Annotated in this window: 20 protein-coding genes, 1 tRNA gene and 2 pseudogenes; 22 read left to right on the forward strand and 1 reads right to left on the reverse strand. The window is 60.5% G+C overall.

What is annotated here, in order from left to right:
* The first annotated feature begins 70 nt into the window (after positions 1-70).
* The 7 genes and pseudogenes from dnaX to OIM11_01960 all read left to right on the forward strand — a co-directional run bounded on the left by dnaX (position 71) and on the right by OIM11_01960 (position 5074).
* Entirely contained in the window at positions 71-1159 is a 1089-nt protein-coding gene (dnaX, locus tag OIM11_01930; protein HJI99906.1) for a DNA polymerase III subunit gamma/tau, read from the forward strand.
* 266 nt (positions 1160-1425) lie between these two features.
* Positions 1426-1608: a hypothetical protein gene (locus OIM11_01935; GenBank protein ID HJI99907.1), complete on the forward strand. Its 183-nt coding sequence runs from the start codon at positions 1426-1428 to the stop codon at positions 1606-1608.
* 17 nt (positions 1609-1625) lie between these two features.
* Complete coding sequence (locus tag OIM11_01940; protein HJI99908.1) at positions 1626-1901, forward strand: hypothetical protein; 276 nt, start codon at positions 1626-1628, stop codon at positions 1899-1901.
* Positions 1902-1938: 37 nt separating this feature from the next.
* Positions 1939-2259 (forward strand): annotated as a pseudogene (locus OIM11_01945) (YbaB/EbfC family nucleoid-associated protein).
* A 6-nt stretch (positions 2260-2265) separates the two neighbouring features.
* A pseudogene (gene recR / locus OIM11_01950) lies at positions 2266-2865 on the forward strand (recombination mediator RecR).
* A gap of 10 nt (positions 2866-2875) precedes the next feature.
* Positions 2876-4399 carry a citrate synthase gene (locus tag OIM11_01955; protein ID HJI99909.1) on the forward strand — a complete coding sequence of 508 codons (1524 nt, stop codon included), beginning with the start codon at positions 2876-2878 and terminating at the stop codon, positions 4397-4399.
* Positions 4400-4435: 36 nt separating this feature from the next.
* Positions 4436-5074, forward strand: a complete 639-nt coding sequence (locus OIM11_01960; GenBank protein ID HJI99910.1) for a hypothetical protein — start codon at positions 4436-4438, stop codon at positions 5072-5074.
* Between the two features lie 11 nt (positions 5075-5085).
* On the opposite strand, the gene OIM11_01965 is transcribed toward OIM11_01960, so the two are convergent.
* Positions 5086-5556, reverse strand: a complete 471-nt coding sequence (locus OIM11_01965; GenBank protein HJI99911.1) for a hypothetical protein — start codon at positions 5554-5556, stop codon at positions 5086-5088.
* Between the two features lie 108 nt (positions 5557-5664).
* Between OIM11_01965 and OIM11_01970 the strand changes: the two genes are divergently transcribed.
* The 15 genes from OIM11_01970 to OIM11_02040 all read left to right on the forward strand — a co-directional run bounded on the left by OIM11_01970 (position 5665) and on the right by OIM11_02040 (position 21906).
* Positions 5665-6294, forward strand: coding sequence for a hypothetical protein (locus OIM11_01970; protein HJI99912.1), 630 nt, complete (start codon positions 5665-5667; stop codon positions 6292-6294).
* Positions 6295-6414: 120 nt separating this feature from the next.
* Positions 6415-6672 (forward strand): hypothetical protein, encoded by a 258-nt coding sequence (locus OIM11_01975; protein HJI99913.1) that lies wholly within the window; start codon positions 6415-6417, stop codon positions 6670-6672.
* 13 nt (positions 6673-6685) lie between these two features.
* Entirely contained in the window at positions 6686-9358 is a 2673-nt protein-coding gene (locus tag OIM11_01980; protein ID HJI99914.1) for a hypothetical protein, read from the forward strand.
* A gap of 145 nt (positions 9359-9503) precedes the next feature.
* The gene (secA, locus tag OIM11_01985) at positions 9504-12260 is read left to right on the forward strand and encodes a preprotein translocase subunit SecA (GenBank protein ID HJI99915.1); all 2757 of its coding nucleotides are present in this window, start codon (positions 9504-9506) and stop codon (positions 12258-12260) included.
* An 11-nt stretch (positions 12261-12271) separates the two neighbouring features.
* On the forward strand, positions 12272-13375 hold the full coding sequence (gene prfB, locus OIM11_01990; protein ID HJI99916.1) for a peptide chain release factor 2: 1104 nt from the start codon (positions 12272-12274) through the stop codon (positions 13373-13375).
* Between the two features lie 141 nt (positions 13376-13516).
* A complete protein-coding gene (locus OIM11_01995; protein ID HJI99917.1) occupies positions 13517-14362 on the forward strand; it encodes a transketolase in 846 nt (281 codons plus the stop codon).
* A 2-nt stretch (positions 14363-14364) separates the two neighbouring features.
* Complete coding sequence (locus OIM11_02000; GenBank protein ID HJI99918.1) at positions 14365-15303, forward strand: transketolase family protein; 939 nt, start codon at positions 14365-14367, stop codon at positions 15301-15303.
* A 303-nt stretch (positions 15304-15606) separates the two neighbouring features.
* Positions 15607-16641 carry a cell division ATP-binding protein FtsE gene (gene ftsE, locus OIM11_02005; protein ID HJI99919.1) on the forward strand — a complete coding sequence of 345 codons (1035 nt, stop codon included), beginning with the start codon at positions 15607-15609 and terminating at the stop codon, positions 16639-16641.
* Positions 16634-17557 (forward strand): permease-like cell division protein FtsX, encoded by a 924-nt coding sequence (gene ftsX, locus OIM11_02010; protein HJI99920.1) that lies wholly within the window; start codon positions 16634-16636, stop codon positions 17555-17557. Before ftsE ends, ftsX begins: the two co-directional genes overlap by 8 nt.
* Positions 17558-18004, forward strand: coding sequence for a septum formation initiator family protein (locus OIM11_02015; protein HJI99921.1), 447 nt, complete (start codon positions 17558-17560; stop codon positions 18002-18004).
* Positions 18005-18038: 34 nt separating this feature from the next.
* A tRNA-Leu gene (locus OIM11_02020) sits at positions 18039-18124 on the forward strand.
* 74 nt (positions 18125-18198) lie between these two features.
* On the forward strand, positions 18199-18582 hold the full coding sequence (locus OIM11_02025) for a hypothetical protein (GenBank protein HJI99922.1): 384 nt from the start codon (positions 18199-18201) through the stop codon (positions 18580-18582).
* A gap of 43 nt (positions 18583-18625) precedes the next feature.
* On the forward strand, positions 18626-19657 hold the full coding sequence (locus tag OIM11_02030) for a polyprenyl synthetase family protein (GenBank protein HJI99923.1): 1032 nt from the start codon (positions 18626-18628) through the stop codon (positions 19655-19657).
* Between the two features lie 7 nt (positions 19658-19664).
* Positions 19665-20567 carry a peptidoglycan-binding protein gene (locus tag OIM11_02035; protein HJI99924.1) on the forward strand — a complete coding sequence of 301 codons (903 nt, stop codon included), beginning with the start codon at positions 19665-19667 and terminating at the stop codon, positions 20565-20567.
* A 295-nt stretch (positions 20568-20862) separates the two neighbouring features.
* On the forward strand, positions 20863-21906 hold the full coding sequence (locus tag OIM11_02040) for an NlpC/P60 family protein (GenBank protein ID HJI99925.1): 1044 nt from the start codon (positions 20863-20865) through the stop codon (positions 21904-21906).
* The last annotated feature ends 17 nt before the right edge of the window (positions 21907-21923 follow it).

A 21923-nucleotide genomic window follows, 5' to 3' on the forward strand; every position in this document is an offset into this window, starting at 1 on the left:
CAGAATGCTAAACTGAGGCGCCGTGGGGTTAGAATCTCCGCAAGCTTATCGTTGAACGAAGGCAGGATTCATGGCTCTTTCGCTGTATCGCAAGTATCGTCCCGAGGTGTTCGCCGATGTCGTCGGCCAGGAACATGTCGAGAAGACGCTCATCAACGCCATCTCGGAGGGCGCAGTTGCCCATGCGTACCTGTTCTGCGGACCGCGCGGAACGGGCAAGACCACGTCGGCGCGTCTGCTTGCCAAGGCGCTCTTGTGCGAGTCGGCCCAAAACGGTCAGCCTGATGGCGCATGCCCGCAATGCCTCGAGATCGCGCAGGGTACGCATCCCGACGTCTTCGAGCTCGATGCCGCAAGTCGCACGGGTGTCGACAACGTGCGCGAGGAAATCATCGGGCGTGTGGGGTTTGCTCCTACGCGCGGTCGCTTCAAGGTCTACATCATCGACGAGGTGCACATGCTGTCGACGGCGGCGTTCAACGCGCTGCTCAAGACGCTCGAAGAGCCGCCCGAGCACGTCGTCTTCGTGCTGTGCACGACCGATCCGCATAAGGTCCCCGAGACTATCCAGTCCCGTTGCCAGCGTTTCGACTTCCGCCGCTTCTCCGTCGAGGAGATCGTGGGTTATCTCGAGCGTATTAGCAAGGGCGAGGGCTTCGAATACGAGCCCGAAGCACTTGAGTTCATCGCTGCAAAATCTGCCGGTGGCATGCGCGATGCCACGACGGCGCTTGAGCAAGTCGGTGTCTATACCGAGGGCAAGATCACGCTCGACGAAGCGACGCGCATGTTCGGCCAGATCGACATTGCAGCGCTTTTCGAGATTGCGGGATACATCGTGCGACGCGACACACCGTCGTGCTTCGTCTGGATTAACGACCTCGTGGGCCGCGGCGTCGACCTCGCGCAGTTTGCGCGCGACCTTGCTTCGCACCTGCGCAACCTCTATGTGACGGCTATTACCGGCGGCGAGAACGGTATTGTTGCCTGCACGGCTGCTCAGCTCGAGCGCTATCGCCAGCAGGCAGTCGAGTTCGGCGGTTGTCGACCGCCTCGCGCGTGCGCTCGATATCTGCGGCGCGCTCGTCGCAGAGCTACGCAACTCCGCCGATGCGCGCCTGAGCGTCGAGATTGCGATGACGCGCCTTACGCGTCCTGATAGCGAGCTTACGCTCGAGGCGCTTGCCGAACGCACTCGAGGCTCTCGAGCTCAGGCCCATCGATGGCGGCAGCACCTGTCATTTCGAACGCAGCCGAGAAATCCCAGCCAGCGCCTACTGCGGGTAGTAGCGTGGGAGATTTCTCCACTCCGTCGCCTTACGGCGACTCCGGTCGAAATGACAATGAGGCGATGCCCTACGGCGACTCCGGTCGAAATGACAGCCTTGCGGACGAAGCGTCCCCCTCTGTCATTTCGAGAGCGAAGTGAGCGACAGCGAGCGCAGTCGAGAAATCTCCCCTGCGGCCGACATGTCACCCGAACGCCTACTTGCCGCCTTGCTTTCCGTGGTCAAGCGCGAAGACGCGGCCACGGGCGCGTTGCTTTCGGTGCGTTTCGCTATCCACGGAGGATGGGCAGTACCAGCTACTCTTCCCTACGGGCTCTGACTTCCAGATGCGGCATCGTGAACGGCCCCGATGCCAAGGCCATCATCAACAAGGCCTTTGCCGAGGTGCTTGGCCATGAGGTGCACTTCAGCTGCCAGATCGGGTCGTTCTCGGGCTTATCTGCCCAACCGGCGCCGCTGACGAGCGAGCCTCCCGTGAGCATTGCCGATGATGTCCCGCCGATAGACGATGGATATTTCGAAAGTCTGGTGGCTGAGCAGCAGGCAACTCCTGTCGATGAGATGCCAGCCGATTTTGCCGACGCCCTCTCCGCATTCGGAGCAGGGTGTTAAAGTACAAGAGATAAACGACGAGGAATAAGGAGCCACAATGGCTAAAGGAATGAACCCGCAGGCGATGCTCAAGCAGGCTCAGAAGATGCAGGCCAAGATCCAGGCCGTGCAGAGGAGGCTGCACGCGAGACGGTCGAGGCAACGGCTGGCGGTGGCATGGTCACTGCGACCGTGTATGGCGACCTGCGTATCAAGAGCATCGAGATCGACCCTGAGGCGCTCGACCCGGAGGACGTCGAGATGCTGCAGGACATGATCGTTGCCGCTGTCAACGAGGGCATCGCCGATGCTCAGGGCGATGGTCGAGGAGCGCATGAGCGCCGTCACGGGCGGTATGAACATCCCCGGGCTTTTCTAGCCGCACATGAAGAAGGAAGCTTCCATTCAACATGCGCTCGAGGAGATCGAGCGCATGCCGGGCATTGGCCCCAAGTCCGCGCAGCGCATACTCAACTGGCTCTTGACTAGCGATGATGAGGGTTGCGCTTGGCATTGCCGAGGCTATCGTCGACGTCAAGAAGGCCATTCATCTTTGCCCGCGTTGCCATAACTTCGCCGAGGGCGAGCTCTGCGCGATTTGCTCGGACCCGCAGCGCGAGGCTGCGACCATCTGCGTCGTTGCCGAGCCGCGCGACGTCGAGGCCATCGAGCGTACGGGAATCTATCAGGGCCTTTATCACGTGCTTGGCGGCGTCATCAATCCCATGGAAGGCTCGATGCCCGAGGACTTGCACATTGCCGACCTTATGGCGCGCTTGGGCTCCCGAGGCTGTCGAGGAAGTGCTCGTCGCCACGAACCCCGATGTCGAGGGGCGAGACTACGGCGAGCTACCTGGCCCGCATCATCAAGCCGCTGGGCATTCGCGTGACGCGCTTGGCAAGCGGCCTTCCCGTGGGTGGGGAGCTCGAATATGCCGATGAGGTCACGCTCGGCCCGCGCCATCGAATCCGCCGCGAGCTGTAGGCTCGCCCACATGTCACGTTCCCGTTACCGGCACTGCATCATGCTGGAGTATAATAGCCGCTTACATTGCAAATCCCTGCGCAGCACGCATGCGCATGCTAAGCGAAAGAGCAACACGTGTCAGATTCAAAGGAATCCGAGGTCTTTCAGCACTTCGGCGCCTATAGCGGTTTATGACCAAAGCTACTATAGCCACTTCAACGTCAAGCGCGGTCTGCGCAATGCCGATGGCACGGGTGTCGTGGCTGGCATCACGTCGATATCCAACGTGCATGGCTATCTCACGGACGAGGGCGTGCGCGTGCCCGATGAGGGACGTCTGACCCTGCGCGGTTATGACATCGAGGACCTTGTCGATGCCGCTGCCACCGAGGGCCGCTCGGGTTATGAGGAGCTCGCGTATCTCCTGATAGCGGGCGATCTGCCCAAGCGTGCCGAGCTCGAGCGCTTCAATGCCGCCATCGACGGCTATCGCAATTTGCCGGATGGTTTCGTCAACAACCTCATCATGAACTACCCCTCCGAGAACGTCATGAACATGATGGCGCGCAGCGTGCTCATGCTCTACGCCGCCGATGGCGCAGACGAGATCGATGCCATCAACAAGCGCCACGAGATCGAGGTTGCCGTTCAGCTCCTGAGCCGTCTGCCGCGCATCGCTGCCCTGTCCTACCTGGCGAGTCGCCAACGCACCGTTCCCGGCAGCCCCATGTACATCAATCCGCCCAAGCCGGGCCTTTCGACTGCAGAGACCTTTCTCTACATGCTGCGTCACGACATGCAGTACACGGCCGAGGAAGCGCGCATGCTCGACATCATGCTCATGCTGCATGCCGAGCACGGCGGCGGCAATAACTCGACCTTCACCACGCGCGTACTCACTTCGAGCGGCACCGATGCGTACTCGGCATACGCCGGTGGCATCTGCTCGCTCAAAGGACCGCGTCATGGCGGTGCAAACATCAAGGTCAGCGAGCAACGCCGTGATCTCATGGAGCAGGTGCGTGACATCAGCGACGAGGGCCAGATTGCCGATTACCTGCGGCGCGTCCTCAAGAAGGAAGCCTTCGACAATAGCGGCCTCGTCTATGGCATGGGCCATGCTGTCTATACGTTGAGCGATCCGCGTGCGGTCATCTGCAAGAAGTACGCGCGCGATCTCGCGGCTGGCACGGAGTACCAGCAGGAGTTCGAGCTCATCGAGACCATCGAGCGTCTCACCCCCGAGCTCTTCGAGGAAGCGCGCGGCTCGCGCAAGGCGATTTGCGCCAACATCGACATGTACTCGGGCCTCGTGTACACGATGCTCGGCATTCCCGAGGAGCTGTACACGCCACTGTTCGCCACGGCCCGCATGGCTGGCTGGGCAGCGCACCGTTTCGAGGAAATCGTCGAGGGCAAGCGCATCATTCGCCCCGCGTACAAGGCAATCAACAGCACGCGTTCGTACATTTCCATGGACGAGCGCGAGCAGGCAGTGCAAGAAGAAGTCGTCGAAGAGATCGATCAGGTGCAGACGTTCTACAACGACTAGGCAGACAAGCAACGAGAAGCGAAAGGGCGTGCTCGTATGGCAGAGGAACTGAAGATTGGTACGGCAGAGGAGCGCGAGGAGCTGGCCGAGCAGGCGCTTACCGACGAGAGTCTTGTCGATGCGCTCGCGCAGGAGATAGCCGGTTCAAGCAGGATTCGTCGTCAGAAGGCCGCCTCGACCGTCGCGCTCATCGCCGACAAGGACGCAAGCGTTCTGCTTCCCTATGCCGATGACATCGCCAGTGGCCTGACCAAGCCCGAAGCACAGACGCGCTGGGAAGTTCTGCATGCGCTTGACCAGATGGGCAAGGCCGGCCAGCGCTATGACGAGGACGTGCTCGTTGCGGCGGAGGACTCGCTGTATGACGAGACGAACGGCTTCGTGCGCGAGGCCGCGTTCCACTTCTTCTGCGGCTACGGCAGCGCGTCGGTCGACAATTCCGAAGAGGTCTGGACGCAGATCGACGAGGCCATCCAGTGCTATCACGGCAACCCCGAGTTCACCGACATGCTCATGCAGCTCGTCGCCTTTGCCGAGGGCAACATCTCGCTTGCCACGAGCTCCGCGCTCGCCCAGCGCATGAAGTTCGATTCCGAGAACGCATCGGGCACGCTGCGCATGCGCTCGGAGCAGATCGTCGCCGCTCACAAGAAGCGTCTCGAGAACGAGAAGTAGCTCGCGACCTTCTATCGCTTGTGTACGGGATGCAGGCTGAGCACCTCTGCCAATCTGCTGGCATAATACCGCGTGCCATTTGACGTGCCGCACTCCTCGCCGATGTTGAGGAGCAGAAGCTCTATGACCTCGCTGCGATTCCTGAAGAGCATGGGATACTTGCGCACAAGCAAATCGAGAAAGCCCACCGCGTCCACGTCAAGGGTGACGTGTATGTAGCGCGAGGCCATGAGCCGAGGGTTCCTGATCTGGTCGATAACCCTGTCCGCTCGCAGCCGCACCAAACCGATGACGAAGCTATCATCGGGTTCTGCCACGTAGATGTGCTCGGATAGAAAGATAATGGTCTCGACAAGCTGGCTTACGCTCGCGAAAGTCAACGTATCGTTCTTGAGCAGTGGTAACACAGAAGCGTAGATGTCCTCGCTTACGGCGGCCCGGATCGTCTCCTTGGGTTTCTCTCGTTGCGGTCTACCAGTCATCTACATTCCTGTCTCATAGTGGCATCACACGGTTATGCGCAGAGCGGATTATAAGGCAAGGAGGCGTACAACGGGCAGGTTTGCGTCATCATGAGGGGGATGGGGCAGATGGAGAAGAGGCGCACATCGAACGACGTGGTCGTTCTGACGACACACGAGCGGAGCGGATACTTCACGGCAGTGCTTGGGGATGATGTTGACCTGCGCTTTAACCCGCACCAGGAAGGCGCACTCGAAGACGTGCTCCACAACACGATTGTGGCAGGTGGCACGCTTGCGATCATCGACGAAGCGCACTTCATAGATGCCGATGACATGGCCGTCGGGCTCGAGAGATTCTTTCAGGAGGAACCCCATCCGGAGCGGCTCAGGCTTATCGTCGTCTGCACGCACCGCCAGGCAGGTGATCCGTTCCTTGCCTTTCTTGTTCTGTATTGCGGAATCCACAACATCATTTACGGAAAAACCGGCGTTGACGTCAGCATTGAGCTGAGCAGGCTCATCGAGCGCGACAACACGCGCGCCGATGTATTGCATCTTGCCGAATCGGGCCGCTGGCAGACGGCGAAGCGCGCTGGCCTGCAGCTGGACCTTGGCGACGATGCGTCCAGCGAGCTGATCGAACGTGATGTGCCGGAGAAGGACCCATTCAAGAAGATAAGCCGCGACGTGCTCATCGATGTCAAGGGCGCCCGGCTTTTGAACTTGCATATCGAAATCAGCGCTGTCGTGGAGTAGGGACGGCCGATCGAAATCATGGTTTGAGAAAAGCCATATCTTGTCGAGATGATTTTGTAGAGACGTGACAACGAGGGCGGGTACCCTGCTTCCTCGCAAGAGCAATAGCGAGGAGTAATGATGAGCATCGAGGTTCCGCCTGCGCCTTCACACGAAAGCGCCCAAGCCGTCATGGCACGCCTCTCCCGGTTTTCGCATGAAGAGGCTCCCGAGGGGCAAAGCGAGCGTACGTCGCGTCAGCCGCGCATGTTGCTTGCCGTGTCATGCCTGCTGTCAAGCTGCGGAATACTGCTGCTTATCTGTGCAATCGCGGTCATCTGCGTGCCCGATTCGGCGCTGTCGCGCACCATCACCCTCGTATGCGAAGCACTGTTCTGAGGGGGAATGCGCTATGGCCGAGGAGCTTACGTTTGATTTCGAGACATCCGAAGAGGCAGGGGAGGATCTCTCGCTCGATTATCCGGCAGAATTGCAGGCCTCGACGCTTCTGGGGACGCACGTCAAACGCGATGCCCTCATTTCGGCGATGCTGCAAGACCGCAATGCGCTGCGCCTCATCATGGCGCCGCACGGCTTCGGGAAGACGGAGCTTGCGCGCGAGTATGCGCAGCGCCTCTTCCCTGACACCTCCGTTACCTGGATTGATGCCGCAAGCCCTGATTTTTTGCTCGCGCTCGACAGAGACGAGAACATGATCGTGAGGCAAGGCGATGTCTGCGCAAGCCTCGTCATTCTCGATAACATACCCTGGCTACACGAAGAACGCGCCCATGCCCTCTCTCGGCACGTTGATGCGGCTCTCTACGCGGGCATCGAGGTCATCGCAACGACGCTGCCCTCTTGCGATGTTCTGAGCGCCCTGCAGGCCGATTGCTTTTCCATACACGCGGTCGAACTGCTTGCAACCGAGCAAGAGTGCGCTCCGCGGCAGGTGACCGAGCAGGATGGCGGCAGTCGCGCATTCGGCAAGAAGCGTTGGATCGATGCCGGTAAACTGCTGTTTGGACGTGCGGCTTCGGTTATCTGGGGCGCAAACATGCTGTCCCAGCAGGAGTGCCTCAAGGGGCTGTTCTCCGAGCGTCTCCCGCTCGATCTCGTGCGCGGCATGTTTGCCATGCTCCTGTTCAAGACGGGCACCATGCGTGATCTCGACGGCATCGGGATTACGCTCAGGAGCGAGGACATCGCGCTGCTTGCGCGTGACTATCCCGTTTTCGGCATCGATACGGTATCCGGCGTGTTCGAGGTCGCGGATTTCGAGCTGGCCGATCTCAGACACGCGATTCTCGCCAACAAGCTCGAAGCCATCGTGCTCGAAGGCAACCATTCGCTGTCCGAGCGCGTGCTCGGGGCGCTGTTCAAACGCGGTGATTTGCGACGTGGATCCATCATCATCGATGCCTTCTGCAACGACGAACGATGCGCCGCGTGGCTTGTCGAGCGGGGCTGGGACTTTCTCGATGCGGGCGAGATACATCTTGTCTCGACGCTACTTGACCGTTGCCCCGAGGCAACGTATGCAAACAGCTCCATACTGCAGGTGATTCACGCGTGGGTATCCGGCTTGTCGGGAGATGCGCGCGAGGCATGCCATATCGCGCAACATGTTCTCGCCATGCAGAAATCGGCCGATAAACCAGATGCCGCGAGTGTCGCGGCTCGCATCGCGCTTGCCCAATTCGACGAGAATGCGATTATCGACACCACGCATTACGAGCTTTCGCCGAAGATCAAGGCGCCTGATGAGCTCTCCTTTATCACGAGCGTGCTCGACTCCTGTACGAATGCCGAGCTTGCTCGCGCGTTTTGCCTCGATGATCCCGAGAGCGATCCGCGGTATGGCAAGGGACGCCGTGCACCAGGCAGGCAGCGTGCTCGACAGCTCGGAGCGCTGTTCACCGAGCATGCCGACATGCTCGGAAACTCGCGTGCGTTCGGTGTCGCCTTGCACGTGCTCGCACATGTCGATAGTCCCGATCTGCGACATCTGGTCCAGGACCTCGGTTGCGATGCGGTGCTCAGAATGCGCAGGCGCGGCGTGACGAGCTTCACCGAGGCGATGCTCGTCTGCGACATGTGGCGGTCGGGGTACTTTGGGCTGGTTGGCCCCGTCGTGGACCGTCGCGACGCCAAGGTTCTCGACGGTGCTGCCCACATGCTCGAGATGCTTGCCACTTGCTGCGGTCGGGAGTCCGCATCGATACCGTGGAAGCTTCAGGGGCTCTCTGCGCAAAATGCCGGAAAGTCCGTCCCCAAACCCAACGTTGTCAACAAGACCGGTGATGAGATGTACGTGCGCTTGCTTGGCGGGTTCGAGGTGACCATTGGCGAGCGCTATCTGAGCGAGGGCAAGTGGCGCAAGAAGGCCCGCGCGCTCTTCTCCCTGCTCGTCCTCAACCACGGCCGCGATGTGCCGCGTGACGACCTTCTCAAGCAGATATGGCCCGGTCTGCCGCGCACGCATGCGCTCGATAACTTCTACACCGTCTGGGGTAACTGCATCTCGATCGTGGGGGAGGCGCCTTACCTCGAACGCAATGGCGAGTTCTGCCGCATCGATCCGCGCTACGTGCATTCTGATGTCGCGGAGTTCGAGCAGCTCGCGCGGCACCTGCTCGTCTCGGATCACGACGCGAACTACCTGCTCGACACCTATGCAAAGATCGAAGCCCTCTACCGGGGAGGTCTCGTGCCCAGCGAGCGTAGCGTGCGAGCTATCAACGCCCAGCGCGATCGTTACCGTGCGCTCTATGTCGATGCCATGGTCGCGGCGACGGACTGTGCCTTGCGGGTACGCGATACGCGCATCGCTCTGTGGTTCGCGCGCAAGGCGATGGAGGAAGAGCAGACGCGCGAAGACGTGTACCGTGCGCTCATGAAGGCGCAGATTGCCTCGGGCCAACGTTGTCCGGCGATCAAGACCTATCTCTCATGTCGTGATTACCTGCAGGAAACGCTTGGTCTTGATCCATCCATCGAGACGCGCGAGCTCTACAATGCGCTCGTGACCACCGATCCCGAGCTTTTGCGCCTGGAGGCAGCGCTTGTCCAAAAGGCACCCTGACCTTTTAGGATGGAGACAGCGCGTGCGCGATGTGTGGCTTCTATGGGCATGCGTTTGTTCCCCACTCGTCAGGAAGGGGCGCTACTGACCTGTGCTAAAGTAGTACGGACGCCAATATCGTTTCAGAAAAATAAAGGCATGAATCATGGCAAACATATTCTCTAAGCTGCTCTCGGCTGGCGAGGGCAAGGAAATCAAGGCATTTCGCAATAGAGTCGGCGAAATCAACTATCTCGAAGACGAAATCTCCCAGCTCAGCGATGAGGAGCTGCGCGAGAAGACCATCGAGTTTCGCGAGCGCTACGCAGATGGCGAGTCGCTTGAGGACTTGCTGCCCGAGGCATTCGCCGTCGTGCGCGAGGCATCGGTGCGCACGCTGGGCCTGCGCCACTTCGACGTGCAGCTCATCGGTGGCATGGTCCTCAACGAGGGTCAGATCGCCGAGATGAAGACCGGCGAAGGCAAGACGCTCGTCTCGACGCTTGCCGGCTACCTCAACGCCATCCCAGGTGAGGGCGTGCACATCGTCACCGTCAATGATTACCTGGCCAAGCGCGATAGCGAGTGGATGGGGCAGGTCTACGAGTTCCTGGGCATGGAAGTCGGCCTCATCCAGAACGGCACCAAGACCGAGGCTCGCAAGGCTGCCTACGATGCAGACGTCACGTATGGCACCAATGCCGAGTTCGGTTTCGACTATCTGCGCGACAACATGGTCGTCAATCCCGACTCGCGTGTGCAGCGCGGCCACGCCTTCGCCATCGTCGACGAGGTCGATTCCATCCTTATCGACGAGGCGCGCACGCCGCTCATCATTTCGGGAGCCGGCTCGCAGTCAACGGACACCTATCGAAAGTTCGCAAACGCGGTCAAGCACCTCGTCAAGAACGTCGACTTCGAGATGGACGAGGCCAAGCGTACCATTTCCACGACGGACGAGGGTCTCCAACATGTCGAGTCGTTGCTTGGCATCGAGGATATCTACTCGGATATCTCCGGTCAGCTTTCCAACCATTTGCACCAGGCACTCAAGGCGCAGTTCCTTTTCCATCGCGACAAGGACTACATCGTCCAAAACGGCGAGGTCAAGATCGTCGACGAGTTCACGGGCCGCATCATGGAGGGCCGTCGCTATTCCGAAGGTCTGCACCAGGCAATCGAGGCCAAAGAGGGCGTGCTCGTGCGTGCCGAGAACCAGACCATGGCCACCATCACGTTGCAGAACTACTTCCGTCTGTACGACAAGCTCTCGGGCATGACCGGTACGGCCAAGACCGAGGACGCCGAGTTCCGTGACATCTACAAGCTTCCTGTCGAGGTGATTCCCTCCAACAGGCCGGTCATCCGCGAAGAGCTGCCCGATCTTGTCTATCGTACGGTCGATGCCAAGTTCAACGCCGTTGCAGACGACGTCGCGGAGCGCCACGCGCATCAGCAGCCCTGTCTGGTCGGCACCATCTCCATCGAGAGCTCCGAGCGTCTCTCGTCGCTGCTCTCCAAGCGCGGCATCAAGCACTCGGTCCTCAATGCGAAGTTCCACGAGCAAGAGGCCAACATCGTCGCACAGGCCGGACGTGCCGGCGCCGTCACCATCGCCACCAACATGGCCGGTCGTGGTACGGACATCTTGCTCGGCGGCAATCCCGAGTATCTCGCGCGTGACATCCTCGCCCAGCGTGGCGTCGAGGAGGACGAAATCACGGACGAGCAATGGGAGGCAACGCTCGCCGAGGCCAAGGAGATTTGCGCCGAAGAGGCCCGTATCGTGCGCGATGCAGGCGGACTTGCCGTCATCGGCACCGAGCGCCACGAGTCGCGCCGCATCGACAACCAGCTGCGTGGTCGTTCCGGCCGTCAGGGAGACCCGGGTTCCTCGCAGTTCTACCTCTCGCTCGAGGATGACCTCATGCGCCTGTTTGGCGGTGATCGCATGGATCGCATCAGCGGGCTCATGCAGCGCACCGAAATTGACGATGACATGCCCATTCAGGCCAAGATGGTCACCAAGGGTATCGAAAGCGCCCAGCGTCAGGTCGAGGCCATGCATTTCTCCTCTCGTAAGCACGTCCTCGAATATGACGATGTCATGGATAAGCAGCGCAAGACCATCTACGCCGAGCGCAATGACATTCTCGACGGCAAGAGCTATGCCGAGCGCGTGCCCGAGCTCATCGTGGGCGCGGTCGAAGATGCCGTGTACGAGTACTGCCCCAGCCACGATGTCTACGAGGACTGGGACATGGAGGGCCTCAACAACTGGTTCAAGGAGCTCACGGGTATCGAATTCGATCTTGACGAGCTTGACCATCAGGAAGACACCACGCGCATGATCGACGTCGTCTCCGAGAAGGTGCTCGGCATCTACGAGGACAAGAAGGGCCAGATTCCGGAAGATGTCTTCGATCAGGTGCAAAACCAGGTTATGCTGCGCGTCATCGATACGCGTTGGATGTCGCATCTCTCCGAGATGGATTACCTGCGTGCCGGCATCGGCTTGCGCGCCGTTGGCCAGCGCGACCCCCTCGTCGAATACAAGGAGGAGGCATACTCCGCGTTTAGTGCGCTTGTTGCGGCCATCTACGAGGATTTCATCCGCACGATCCTGCGCCTGCAGATCAACGTCAACCTCGAGCAGCCCGAGCAAGCCGAAGACCAGGAGACGCTCAACAGCGTCTCGTACTCGGCACCCGATGAGAACATCCCCGATGCGACGCGCAGGGTTGCTGGCTCCGCGGGAGTTGCATCGCAGACCACGGCATCGGCGAGCATGGGCAATGCACAGCCTGCGCCGCGCACGGTCGTGAAGGACAAGGACGATCCGTACGCAAACGTCGGTCGCAATGATCCGTGTCCCTGCGGCAGCGGCAAGAAGTACAAGAAGTGCCACGGCGCCAATCAATAGGGTAGCGGGGCATGGCAGACAATCACGCACAGGAGCTCGCGGCACTGCGCGAGCGTATCGAGAAGATGGGCTCGTACCTGCACATCGACGACAAGCGCGAGCAACTCGCCGGCCTTGAAGGTCAATCGGCACAGGCGGGTTTCTGGGATGACCAGGAGCACGCCCAGTCAATCATGAGCAAGGCCGCGGCGCTGCGTGACGAGATTGCGGAATACGACAACGCCGTCTCGCTTCTCGAGGATGCCGAGACGGCAAACGAGCTTGCGATGGAGGGTGACGACGAGCTTGAGGGCGAGGTCATCGAGTCCATCAGAACGCTTACGTCCAATGCCGACGCGCTCGAGTTGTCTTCGTGGTTCGACGACGAGCTCGACTCCGGTGACTGTATCGTGACGATCAATCCGGGCCAAGGCGGACTCGAAGCCCAGGACTGGACCGAGATGCTCTTTCGCATGTACACGCGCTACGCCGAGCGCAAAAACTGGAAAGTCACCGTCAACGATGCCCCTGCCGGCGAGGCTATCGGCCTCGACCGTGCGACCTTCACCGTGAGCGGGCATAACGCCTACGGCATGCTCAAGAGCGAGCAGGGTGTGCACCGTCTCGTACGCATTAGCCCGACGGATGCCAAGAAGCGTCGTCAGACCACCTTCGGTGGTGTCGAGGTTTTGCCTGTTTTGCCCGATGACATTGAGGTCGAAATCGACGAAGGGGACTTGCGCATCGACGTCTACCACTCCTCGGGCCACGGTGGCCAGGGCGTCAACACGACCGACTCCGCCGTGCGCATCACGCATCTGCCCACGGGCATCGTCGTCACCTGTCAAAACGAGCGCTCCCAGCTCCAGAACAAGGCCACGGCCATGGGCATTTTGCGCTCCAAGCTCTACGAGCTCGAGCAGGAGAAGCGCGCCAACGCGCTCGACGAGCTGCGCGGCCCCAAGCACGAGATTTCCTTCGGCAATCAGATCCGCAATTACGTGCTCTACCCATACCAAATGGTCAAGGATCTGCGTAGCGGTGTCGAGACGGGCAACGTGGACGCGGTCTTCGACGGCGACATCGACGAGTTCGTCGTTGGCTACCACCAATGGCGCGTCAGCGAAGCGAGCTAGGCGGCGTATCGACTGGAGCTGCCGCAGGCAGCGTAATGGAGAAATCTCACTAAGCTCGAGGAGATTTCTCGACGACTTTCAACGCGTAGCTAGTATGATGAACTGACTTGAAAAACCACTCAATCAAGAGAGGGCGCATCCGTGATCCAAGAGTCTGTGGAAGAGATCGAGGCGCGTGCGAACAACATGCGCAAAAACATCATCAAGATGCTTAAAGAGGCCGGTAGCGGTCACCCTGGTGGGTCGCTTTCGGCCACGGATATCGTTGCGTCGCTCTACTTCGGCGGCGTGATGAACTACTCCGAGGATGACCCGCAGCACCCTGAGCGCGATTACTTCATCCTCTCGAAGGGCCATGTCGCGCCGGTGCTCTACGCCGCGCTTGCCGAGCTTGGCCTCGTCCCCGACGACGAGCTGCTCACGCTGCGCAAGCTGCACAGCCGTCTGCAAGGCCATCCCGACTCCAAGAAACTTCCCGGCGTCGAGGTCTCGACCGGATCGCTCGGCCAGGGCCTTTCGATTGCCGCGGGCGTCGCGCTTGGGATGCGTATCGACCGCCAGAACGAGGGTGGCCCCAAGCGCCGTGTCTTCACCCTGCTCGGCGACGGCGAAATCGAGGAGGGCCAGGTCTGGGAAGCGGCCATGTTCGCCGCGCATTACGAGCTCGATAACCTCGTCGCCATTGTCGACAACAACAACCTGCAAATTGACGGTGACGTACGCGATGTCGCCGGTCTCGATGGCATCAGCTCGAAGTTCCAGTCCTTTGGCTGGCAGACGATCGAAGTCGACGGCCACGACGTTAGCGCCGTCATCACCGCACTCAAGACGGCGACGCTTCTCGAAGGGTCGCCCGTCTGCATCGTTGCCCATACCGTCAAGGGCAAGGGCGTCTCGTTCATGGAAAACCAGGCAGGCTGGCACGGCAAGGCTCCCAACGAAGAGCAGGCCCGTGATGCGCTTGCCGAGCTTGAGGGGAAGGAGTAGCCATGGCACAGACTATCGCGACCCGTGAGGGCTATGGCGAAACGCTCGTCGAGCTCGTCAAAGAAGGTTATGACATCATGGCCGTCGAGGCCGACCTATCCGGCTCCACCACCACCAAGAAGCTTCAAGATTTTGACCCGAATCGCTTCGTCAACGTGGGCATTGCCGAGCAGAACATGATTGGCGTTGCCGCGGGTCTCTCGCTTGTTGGCAAGACCGTCTTTACCGGTAGCTTTGCTGCCTTCGGTACGGGCCGCTGCTACGATCAAATCCGCAATACCGTTTGCTACGCGGGCCTCAACGTCAAGGTCGCCCCGACGCATGCGGGTATCTCCGTGGGTCCGGACGGCGGCAGTCACCAAATGCTCGAGGACGTGAGCCTCATGCGTGGTCTGCCGGGCATGAACGTGCTCATTCCGGCTGACTACTGGGCTGCCAAGCAAGCCGTCCGCATCGCGGCAACCACGCCTGGTCCCTTCTACATCCGCCTTGGTCGCGCCAAGGTCCCCACCGTATACGAAGAGGGCACCGTGCTCGAGCTTGGCAAGTCGTACGTGCTGCGTGAAGGTACGGACGTCACGCTCGTTGCGGGTGGCATCGAGGTCGCGCAGGCGCTCCTCGCCGCTGACGAGCTCGCGAAAGATGGTATATCGGCCGAGGTCATCGACGTGTTCAGCGTCAAGCCCTTCGACAAGCCCACGTTGCTGGCGAGTATCGAGAAGACCGGCTGCGTTGTGACCTGCGAGGAGCATTCCACGGTTGGCGGTCTGGGTTCGGCGGTCGCCGATATCATCGGCGAGAACCATCCCGTGCCCCTCGAGCGCGTCGGCGTGCGTGACATGTTCGGCACGAGCGGCGAGCCCGATGAGCTGCTTGCAGAATACGGCCTGGATGCCGTCGGCATCGCTACCAAGGCCCGCGCCGCCATCGCGCGCAAGTAGCAGGAGACTCGACACGAAGCCCCCTCTGTCATTTCGAGCTGGCGAAGCGCCCCTTTGTCATTTCGAGCGGAGCGAAGCGAAGTCGAGAAATCTCCCGACGAGAGATCTCTCCACTCCGGTGCCTGGCGGCACCTCCAGTCGAGATGACAGGGGCCCGCGCTGGCGGCCGCTCCAGTCGAGATGACAGGGCCCGCCCCTCCCATACGTGAACGCTTTGTGATGTTCGCGATATTTCCATTTGACTTGCGCGGCAGTGGGATAGAATACGTAACCGACTAAGCTGAATGAGATCGGAGTTGAAACGTGGCACTATTCGGCAAATCGTCGCGCGGCGCCCATGCAGCGGGCGGCCGTTCGTCAAAATCCCGCGGTCAAGCGGCTCGTACGCCCCAGGCAGATGAGCAAGCCGCGGCAAACGATGCATATAGAACCAGACAGATCGACGCACGTCTTCCGCGTATCGACGCGGAGAGCAATGTCGACGTCCGTCGTAACGTTGCAGGTGCGACGGGTCGTCAGCGCCCGGCGCAAACGGGTCAGGCAAACCCGCTATCGACCTCCAGCATGCCCGCGGCTACCGAAGCCGTTGGCTCCTACGCCGACCTTGCGCTCGACGAGAACGCGAAGCAAAACCTCGGCCCCGTTGTCATCTCGATGCGCAACGTCACGAAGGTGTACCCCGCGCAGCCCAACAGGCCTGCGCTCGCCAATATCACGCTTGATATCCGCTCGGGTGAGTTCCTCTTCCTCGTTGGTCATTCCGGTTCGGGCAAGTCGACTTTCATTCGCATGCTCAACCGCGAGATTGTGCCCACGAGTGGCGAGCTCGTCGTCGCTGGCGAGAACCTGCGCACCATCAAGAACTGGCGCATCCCGTACCTGCGTCGCAGCGTTGGCTGCGTGTTCCAGGACTTCAAGCTCCTGCCCAACAAGACGGCATTCGAGAACGTCGCCTTCGCACTCGAGGTAATCGGCAAGTCACGTCACGTCATTCGCACGCAGGTACCCGAGGTCCTGCGTCTCGTCGGCCTCGAGGACAAGATGGACAAGCTGCCTGACCAGCTTTCCGGTGGCGAGCAGCAGCGTGTTTCCATCGCCCGCTCAATCGTCAACCGTCCGCCGATCCTCATTTGCGACGAGCCGACTGGTAACCTCGATCCGCAGACCTCGTTGGGCATCATGCGTCTGCTCGAGCGCATTAACCGCACGGGCACGACCATCCTCGTCGCCACGCATGACCGCGAGATGGTCGATCAGATGCGTCGACGCGTGCTCGCACTCGAGAACGGCACCCTCGTCCGCGATCAGAAGAAGGGAGTGTACGGTTACGATGTCTAAGATCATCTACTTCCTCAAAGAGTCCATCGTCAGCTCGCGCCGCAATCTCGGCACGACGATTGGCGGTATCGTCACCATTTTCCTGTCACTCCTCATGATCGGCGTGACCATCATCATCTCGATGATGATTGGCAACCTCGCCACCTCGTTCGAGGATGAGGTCAACGTGCGTCTCTACATTTCCGATGAGGCGACCGACGAGCAGATATCGAGTCTCGACAGCTATCTCAAGACGCTCGAGAACGATGCCGGTAACATCGCCTCGGTGGAATTCCGCAACAAGGACCAGGTTCTCGAGGACTTCCAGCGTCAGACCGCCAACAACCCCGATATCGTGAATCAGCTCGACGGCAACCCGCTGCCGCGTACCTACGTCATCACCTTGCGCGATACGCACAAGGTCCAAGACACGGTGAACGCGATTCTCGGCAGCGAGACCTTCACGGCGATTGCCGATAATCCCAGCGACCCGTCCGACTCCATCAAGTATGGTCAGGGCACAGTCGAGCGCCTCTTCGCCGTCACCAACGTCATCCGCTACGCATGTATCGTCGCGGTCGTCCTGCTCGTGTTCATCTCGCTGGTCTTCCTCAACAACACGATTCGCCTCGCGATTCTTGCCCGTAGGCGCGAGATTTCGATCATGCGGCTCGTCGGCGCGACCAATGGCTTCATCCGCGGGCCGTTTGTGATGGAAGGCGCCCTGCAGGCGCTCGTTGGCGCCGTGTTCGCCATCATCGTGCTCTCGCTCGTGCGCGTGACGGTGTTCCCCGCGCTCGAGAACATGGTGAGCTTCCTGCCGCTCACGGTCGATCCGGGCGTATACTCCGCGATCTACATCGTGCTCATCATTGCCGGCGTGCTCATCGGCATGCTGGGATCGGCCATCGCCATGCGCCGCTACCTCAAGGTATAGATGCCAAAGCGCAGCGAAAAGCGTAAACCTTCGCAGCGCGCAGATGCTCCCCGGGTGCGCAAGCGCGAGCGCTCATGGCGCGCGCTTGCCATCGTCGCCTGCATCGTCGTCTTTGCTCTCGTCGTGCTCTATCCCGTCGGGCGCGACTATTACAAGACGATGCGTACCGAGCAGCGTCTCCAGGCGCAACTCGATGCCGTGACCGAGCGTAACGAGGCCGTCCAAGCCGAGAACGACGCCCTGCAAACCGAGGAGGGTGTCGAGAATCAAGCTCGCTCTGACCTGGGATGGGTCAGGGAAGGGGAAAGCTCTGCCGTGGTCACGAACGAGCAGGGTACGGTCGATAACGCTTCGAGGCTGCCGGACCATCTCGATGAGAAAAGCATCACCGCTCCGCAAACCTGGTACTACAGCATTCTTGATACGATATTCTTTGTTCACGAGTAAGCCCATGCAGTGATAGCATTAGGTGCTCGCATATGGGGGCGTGGCGGAACTGGCAGACGCAGTGGACTTAAAATCCACCGGCCTTTGGTCATCAGGGTTCGAATCCCTGCGCCCCTACCAAATCGCGCTCATTTGCGCTGCACAAAGATATACAATGGTTTTCAGGAGAGGGTAAGTACGGACAAGGGGGAACTATGGCACTGTTTGGAAATTCTTCGACGGCTCACAGGCTACCGGAATACCGCGTCGCGGCACTTGCGTCGCTCGATCTCGAGGAGCACATGAAGGACAACCCGCTCGTTCTTGATCGTCCCGGTCATATCGAGTGGATGGTCACCGAGGATGAGGATGGCTACCTCACCGCTCACGGTGCCATCAGGGTTCCCGTCAACATCGTCTTTGCCCCCGCTACCGAAGAGGGCGCCGATCCGGAGATCGAACGCGTCATCGTCAATGGCAAGCGCAAGTTCGATCGTCGCGTCGAGGAAGAAGAGCTGCACGACAAGAACTACGGTCTCGATGTCAAGAAGGCGCAGAGCGAGAGTTTCATGCGCTACCGCAAGAACATCAAGGCCTAGCCAAGAGGAGCGGCAGTAAGCGTCTTCTCGTTACGGCGGAGGCATGCGCAACACCATGGTCAATCATATCTTCGAGAAATTCCTGAACGAGAGGACGGCGGCCTTCGATAGCTACATGGCGGAGTTCTTTGGCGAGGGCACGCATCCCGACATGTGGCGCTATCTCTACGGGCCGCTTTCCGAGTTCTCGAACAATGCGGGCAAGCGGCATCGCCCGCTCATCTGCATGCTCGCATGCAAGGCAGTCGGTGGTGACGATGACATGGCGCGTGCCGCCGGTGCGGCCATCGAGCACTTCCACACCGCTGCGCTCATTCACGACGATATCGCCGACGAGTCCCAGCTCAGACGCGGCAAGCCATGCCTGCATCATCAGATTGGCGAGGGTCTCGCCATCAACGCGGGCGATCTTGCACTTTCGCTCGTTACGGGTACGGTGCTCGTCGATGATTCGCTCTCCGATGCCGTCAAGTTACGCGTGCTCAAAGAGCTCGTCGATATGACGACGCGCACGATCGAGGGCCAGGCGCTCGATATTGGCTGGGCGCGTGACGAGCGTTTCGACATCACGGTCGAGGACTACCTGACCATGGCCGCCCATAAGACCGCGTTCTACTCGGGCGGCGTGCCGCTTGCCGTCGGCGCCATCATCGGTGGCGGCAGCGAGCTGCAGATCGAGACCCTGCGCGCCTACGGCATGTCGACGGGCCTGGCATTTCAGATTCAGGACGACTTGCTCAACCTCGTCGGCACCGAGGAGGCCACGCGCAAGGACTTCCGTGGCGACATCACCGAGGGCAAGCGCACGCTCGTCGTCGTGCATGCGCTCGAGCATACGGATGGCGCCGTGCACGACGAACTCATCGACATCCTCTCCTCGAAGGAGACGGATCACGCTCGGCTCGAGCATGCCGTGCAGATCATGCAGGAGGCAGGCTCGATTGACTTTGCACGAGAGCACGCCATCAAGCTCGCACATGACCATCAGGACGAGCTCAAGGACGTTCTGCCCGCCAGTCCCGTACGCAAACTGCTTGTTTCGATGGGCGACTTTTTCGTAAGCCGGTTGAACTGAGGCGCTCATGAGGACGATTGGCCGCAACGATCACGGTGCCGCCGTGGAAGACGTGCAGCGACGTTTGCGCGTCATGGGCTACGAACTTGCCGTCGACGGTGCGTATCTCCAACGCACCTGCGATGCGGTCAAGATGTTCAGGCAGTCCGAGGGGCTGCCGCCGGGCGATTTCGTCGATCAGCAGGCATGGGCGGCCCTGGTGGACGCGAGCTTCGCGCTCGGCGACCGCATGCTCTACCTGCGCATGCCCCATTTCCATGGGGCCGACGTGCGCTCGCTGCAAACGATCCTCGAGGTGCTTGGCTTCGTCGTCGGCAAGTCCGACGGCATCTTTGGCGCGCATACCGAGCGCGCCCTGCGCGATTTCCAGCTCAGCGTCGGAATCACGGACGACGGCATCGCGGGCAACACCACCTTCGATGCGATCGAGCGCCTGCGCCACGCCTGGGAAGGCAAGGAGCCGACGAGTGCCGAGGGCGCGCAGATGGGCTTTGCGCGTGCGGCCGAGGCGCTCGAGAAGATGGAGGCGTGTTTTTACGGGCTGGACGAAACCGGCCGCGGCGTTGCCTCGCGTATCGCCAACCTCGCCCGTGCGACCTTCGAGGGCGCGCACGTCATGAGTGCCGATACGCTCGAGGCGTTTCCACCCTCCAACATGCTTATGGTGGGCGTGACTTCCGTCGAAGTTGACGGCCAAGATGGCATTCCGCTCATCGAGTTCTCCGACGATTTCATGTTCCCCCGCCGCATCAGCATTGCCTTGTCTTCGGCGAAGGCGACGCCGCGCCGTGTCATCATCGAGGTGCCTGATCACGGTTATTCGGATGCAACGGGTACCGTGACGGGCGAGCGCTGGGAGCAGCATCTCGCCGTCCTTCTGCTCGACGCCTTCTGCGCTTCGTTCTCGTAGTCCCGCCATTTCGAGCGAAGGCGCGGACCCTGCCTGTCCTTTCGAGCGAAGGCGCGAAGCAGCCCCCATTGTCATTTCGAGCGGAGCTGCCGAAGGCAGCGGAGTCGAGAAATCTCACCAACAACCCCGTAGTGTTTCAAGCCCTCGTCATATCAAGATATTGTGGTGTGCATCGGCGTTTTTAGACAGGAGCACGCGCGGGTGTTACCATAGACGTCCAACGAGTGAAGCAAACCGCCCACTTTGAAACGCGAATACAAGCGGGCAGTTAGGATTTTTAATTATGCATATTTCCATGAAGCGTAAGGCGGCCCTGGCTTTCGTGCTGTCTGCGGCACTTGCCCTGACGCTTTTCCCCGTGAGTGCCGGTGCTGTGACGGCCGCGCAGAAGCAGGCCGAGGTTCAGAGCGTCTCCGCGCAGCTCAATGCGCTCAATGAGGAGCTTTCCCTCGCAGTCGATGATTACAACCTTGCCAACCGCAATCACGACCAGGCTGTTGCCGAGGCAGAGGATTGCCAGCAGCGCATCAACGATGCCCAGGCGAAGATCAACGCACTACAGACGCGCATCGAGACGCGTGCCACGTCGATGTATCGTTCTGGCTCCATGACCTATCTCGACGTGCTCATGGGCGTGGGCTCCTTCGACGACTTCGCAACCGTGTGGGACACGCTCAACACGCTCAATGCGGAAGATGCCGATCTTGTCGTGAGCAGCAAGCAGGCCAAGGCCGAGCTCGATGCTGCCAAGGCGGATCTCGATGCCAAGCAGGCCGAGGCCCAGCGCCAGCTCGAGATTGCCGAGTCCTACAAGAGCGAAATCGAGTCCAAGACCGCTCAGTACCAGTCGATTTACAACGGTCTGAGCTCCGAGTACCAGGAGCTTCTCGCTCAGGAGCAGGCAGCTCAGGAGCAGGCCGCGGCCGCCGCAAGCGCGGCATACTTCCCCTCGGTTTCCAGCAGCTCGAGCAGCGGTGGTGGAAGCTCGAGCAAGGGTAGCAGCTCCTCGCGTCCGAGCGCCAACCTCGGTGGTTCCAGCGCGGTCGAGCGCGCCTACTCGGCCATCGGTCTTCCGTATGTCTACGGTGCGAGCAGCCCGAGTGCCTTCGATTGCTCTGGTCTCGTAAGCTGGGCCCTGACGGGCAGCTTCGGTCACGCCTACGTCTCGCAGGATTTCTGGTCCATGCCCGAGGTGAGCGATCCGCAGCCGGGCGATGTCGTTGCATGCCATGCGGGCCACTGCGGCCTCTACATCGGCAACGGCCAGATGATCGAGGCACCGCATACGGGAGCCACCGTGCGCATTTCCAGCGTGCGTGGCAAGATCGTGCGCCCGTAGCGCCGTTCGTTCACCGT

The organism is Coriobacteriaceae bacterium (assembly GCA_025992705.1).
In the GTDB taxonomy this organism is placed as follows: domain Bacteria; phylum Actinomycetota; class Coriobacteriia; order Coriobacteriales; family QAMH01; genus QAMH01.

Coding starts and splice junctions, on each gene's coding strand:
- ftsX (HJI99920.1), top strand. CDS start 16,634: ATGTCTAAGATCATCTACTTCCTCAAAGAGTCCATCGTCAGCTCGCGC.
- secA (HJI99915.1), top strand. CDS start 9,504: ATGGCAAACATATTCTCTAAGCTGCTCTCGGCTGGCGAGGGCAAGGAA.
- OIM11_02035 (HJI99924.1), top strand. CDS start 19,665: ATGAGGACGATTGGCCGCAACGATCACGGTGCCGCCGTGGAAGACGTG.
- OIM11_02000 (HJI99918.1), top strand. CDS start 14,365: ATGGCACAGACTATCGCGACCCGTGAGGGCTATGGCGAAACGCTCGTC.
- OIM11_01965 (HJI99911.1), bottom strand. CDS start 5,556: ATGACTGGTAGACCGCAACGAGAGAAACCCAAGGAGACGATCCGGGCC.
- OIM11_01955 (HJI99909.1), top strand. CDS start 2,876: ATGTCACGTTCCCGTTACCGGCACTGCATCATGCTGGAGTATAATAGC.
- OIM11_01975 (HJI99913.1), top strand. CDS start 6,415: ATGAGCATCGAGGTTCCGCCTGCGCCTTCACACGAAAGCGCCCAAGCC.
- OIM11_02015 (HJI99921.1), top strand. CDS start 17,558: ATGCCAAAGCGCAGCGAAAAGCGTAAACCTTCGCAGCGCGCAGATGCT.
- OIM11_01960 (HJI99910.1), top strand. CDS start 4,436: ATGGCAGAGGAACTGAAGATTGGTACGGCAGAGGAGCGCGAGGAGCTG.
- OIM11_02040 (HJI99925.1), top strand. CDS start 20,863: ATGAAGCGTAAGGCGGCCCTGGCTTTCGTGCTGTCTGCGGCACTTGCC.
- OIM11_01980 (HJI99914.1), top strand. CDS start 6,686: ATGGCCGAGGAGCTTACGTTTGATTTCGAGACATCCGAAGAGGCAGGG.
- OIM11_01970 (HJI99912.1), top strand. CDS start 5,665: ATGGAGAAGAGGCGCACATCGAACGACGTGGTCGTTCTGACGACACAC.
- prfB (HJI99916.1), top strand. CDS start 12,272: ATGGCAGACAATCACGCACAGGAGCTCGCGGCACTGCGCGAGCGTATC.
- OIM11_02025 (HJI99922.1), top strand. CDS start 18,199: ATGGCACTGTTTGGAAATTCTTCGACGGCTCACAGGCTACCGGAATAC.
- dnaX (HJI99906.1), top strand. CDS start 71: ATGGCTCTTTCGCTGTATCGCAAGTATCGTCCCGAGGTGTTCGCCGAT.
- OIM11_02030 (HJI99923.1), top strand. CDS start 18,626: ATGCGCAACACCATGGTCAATCATATCTTCGAGAAATTCCTGAACGAG.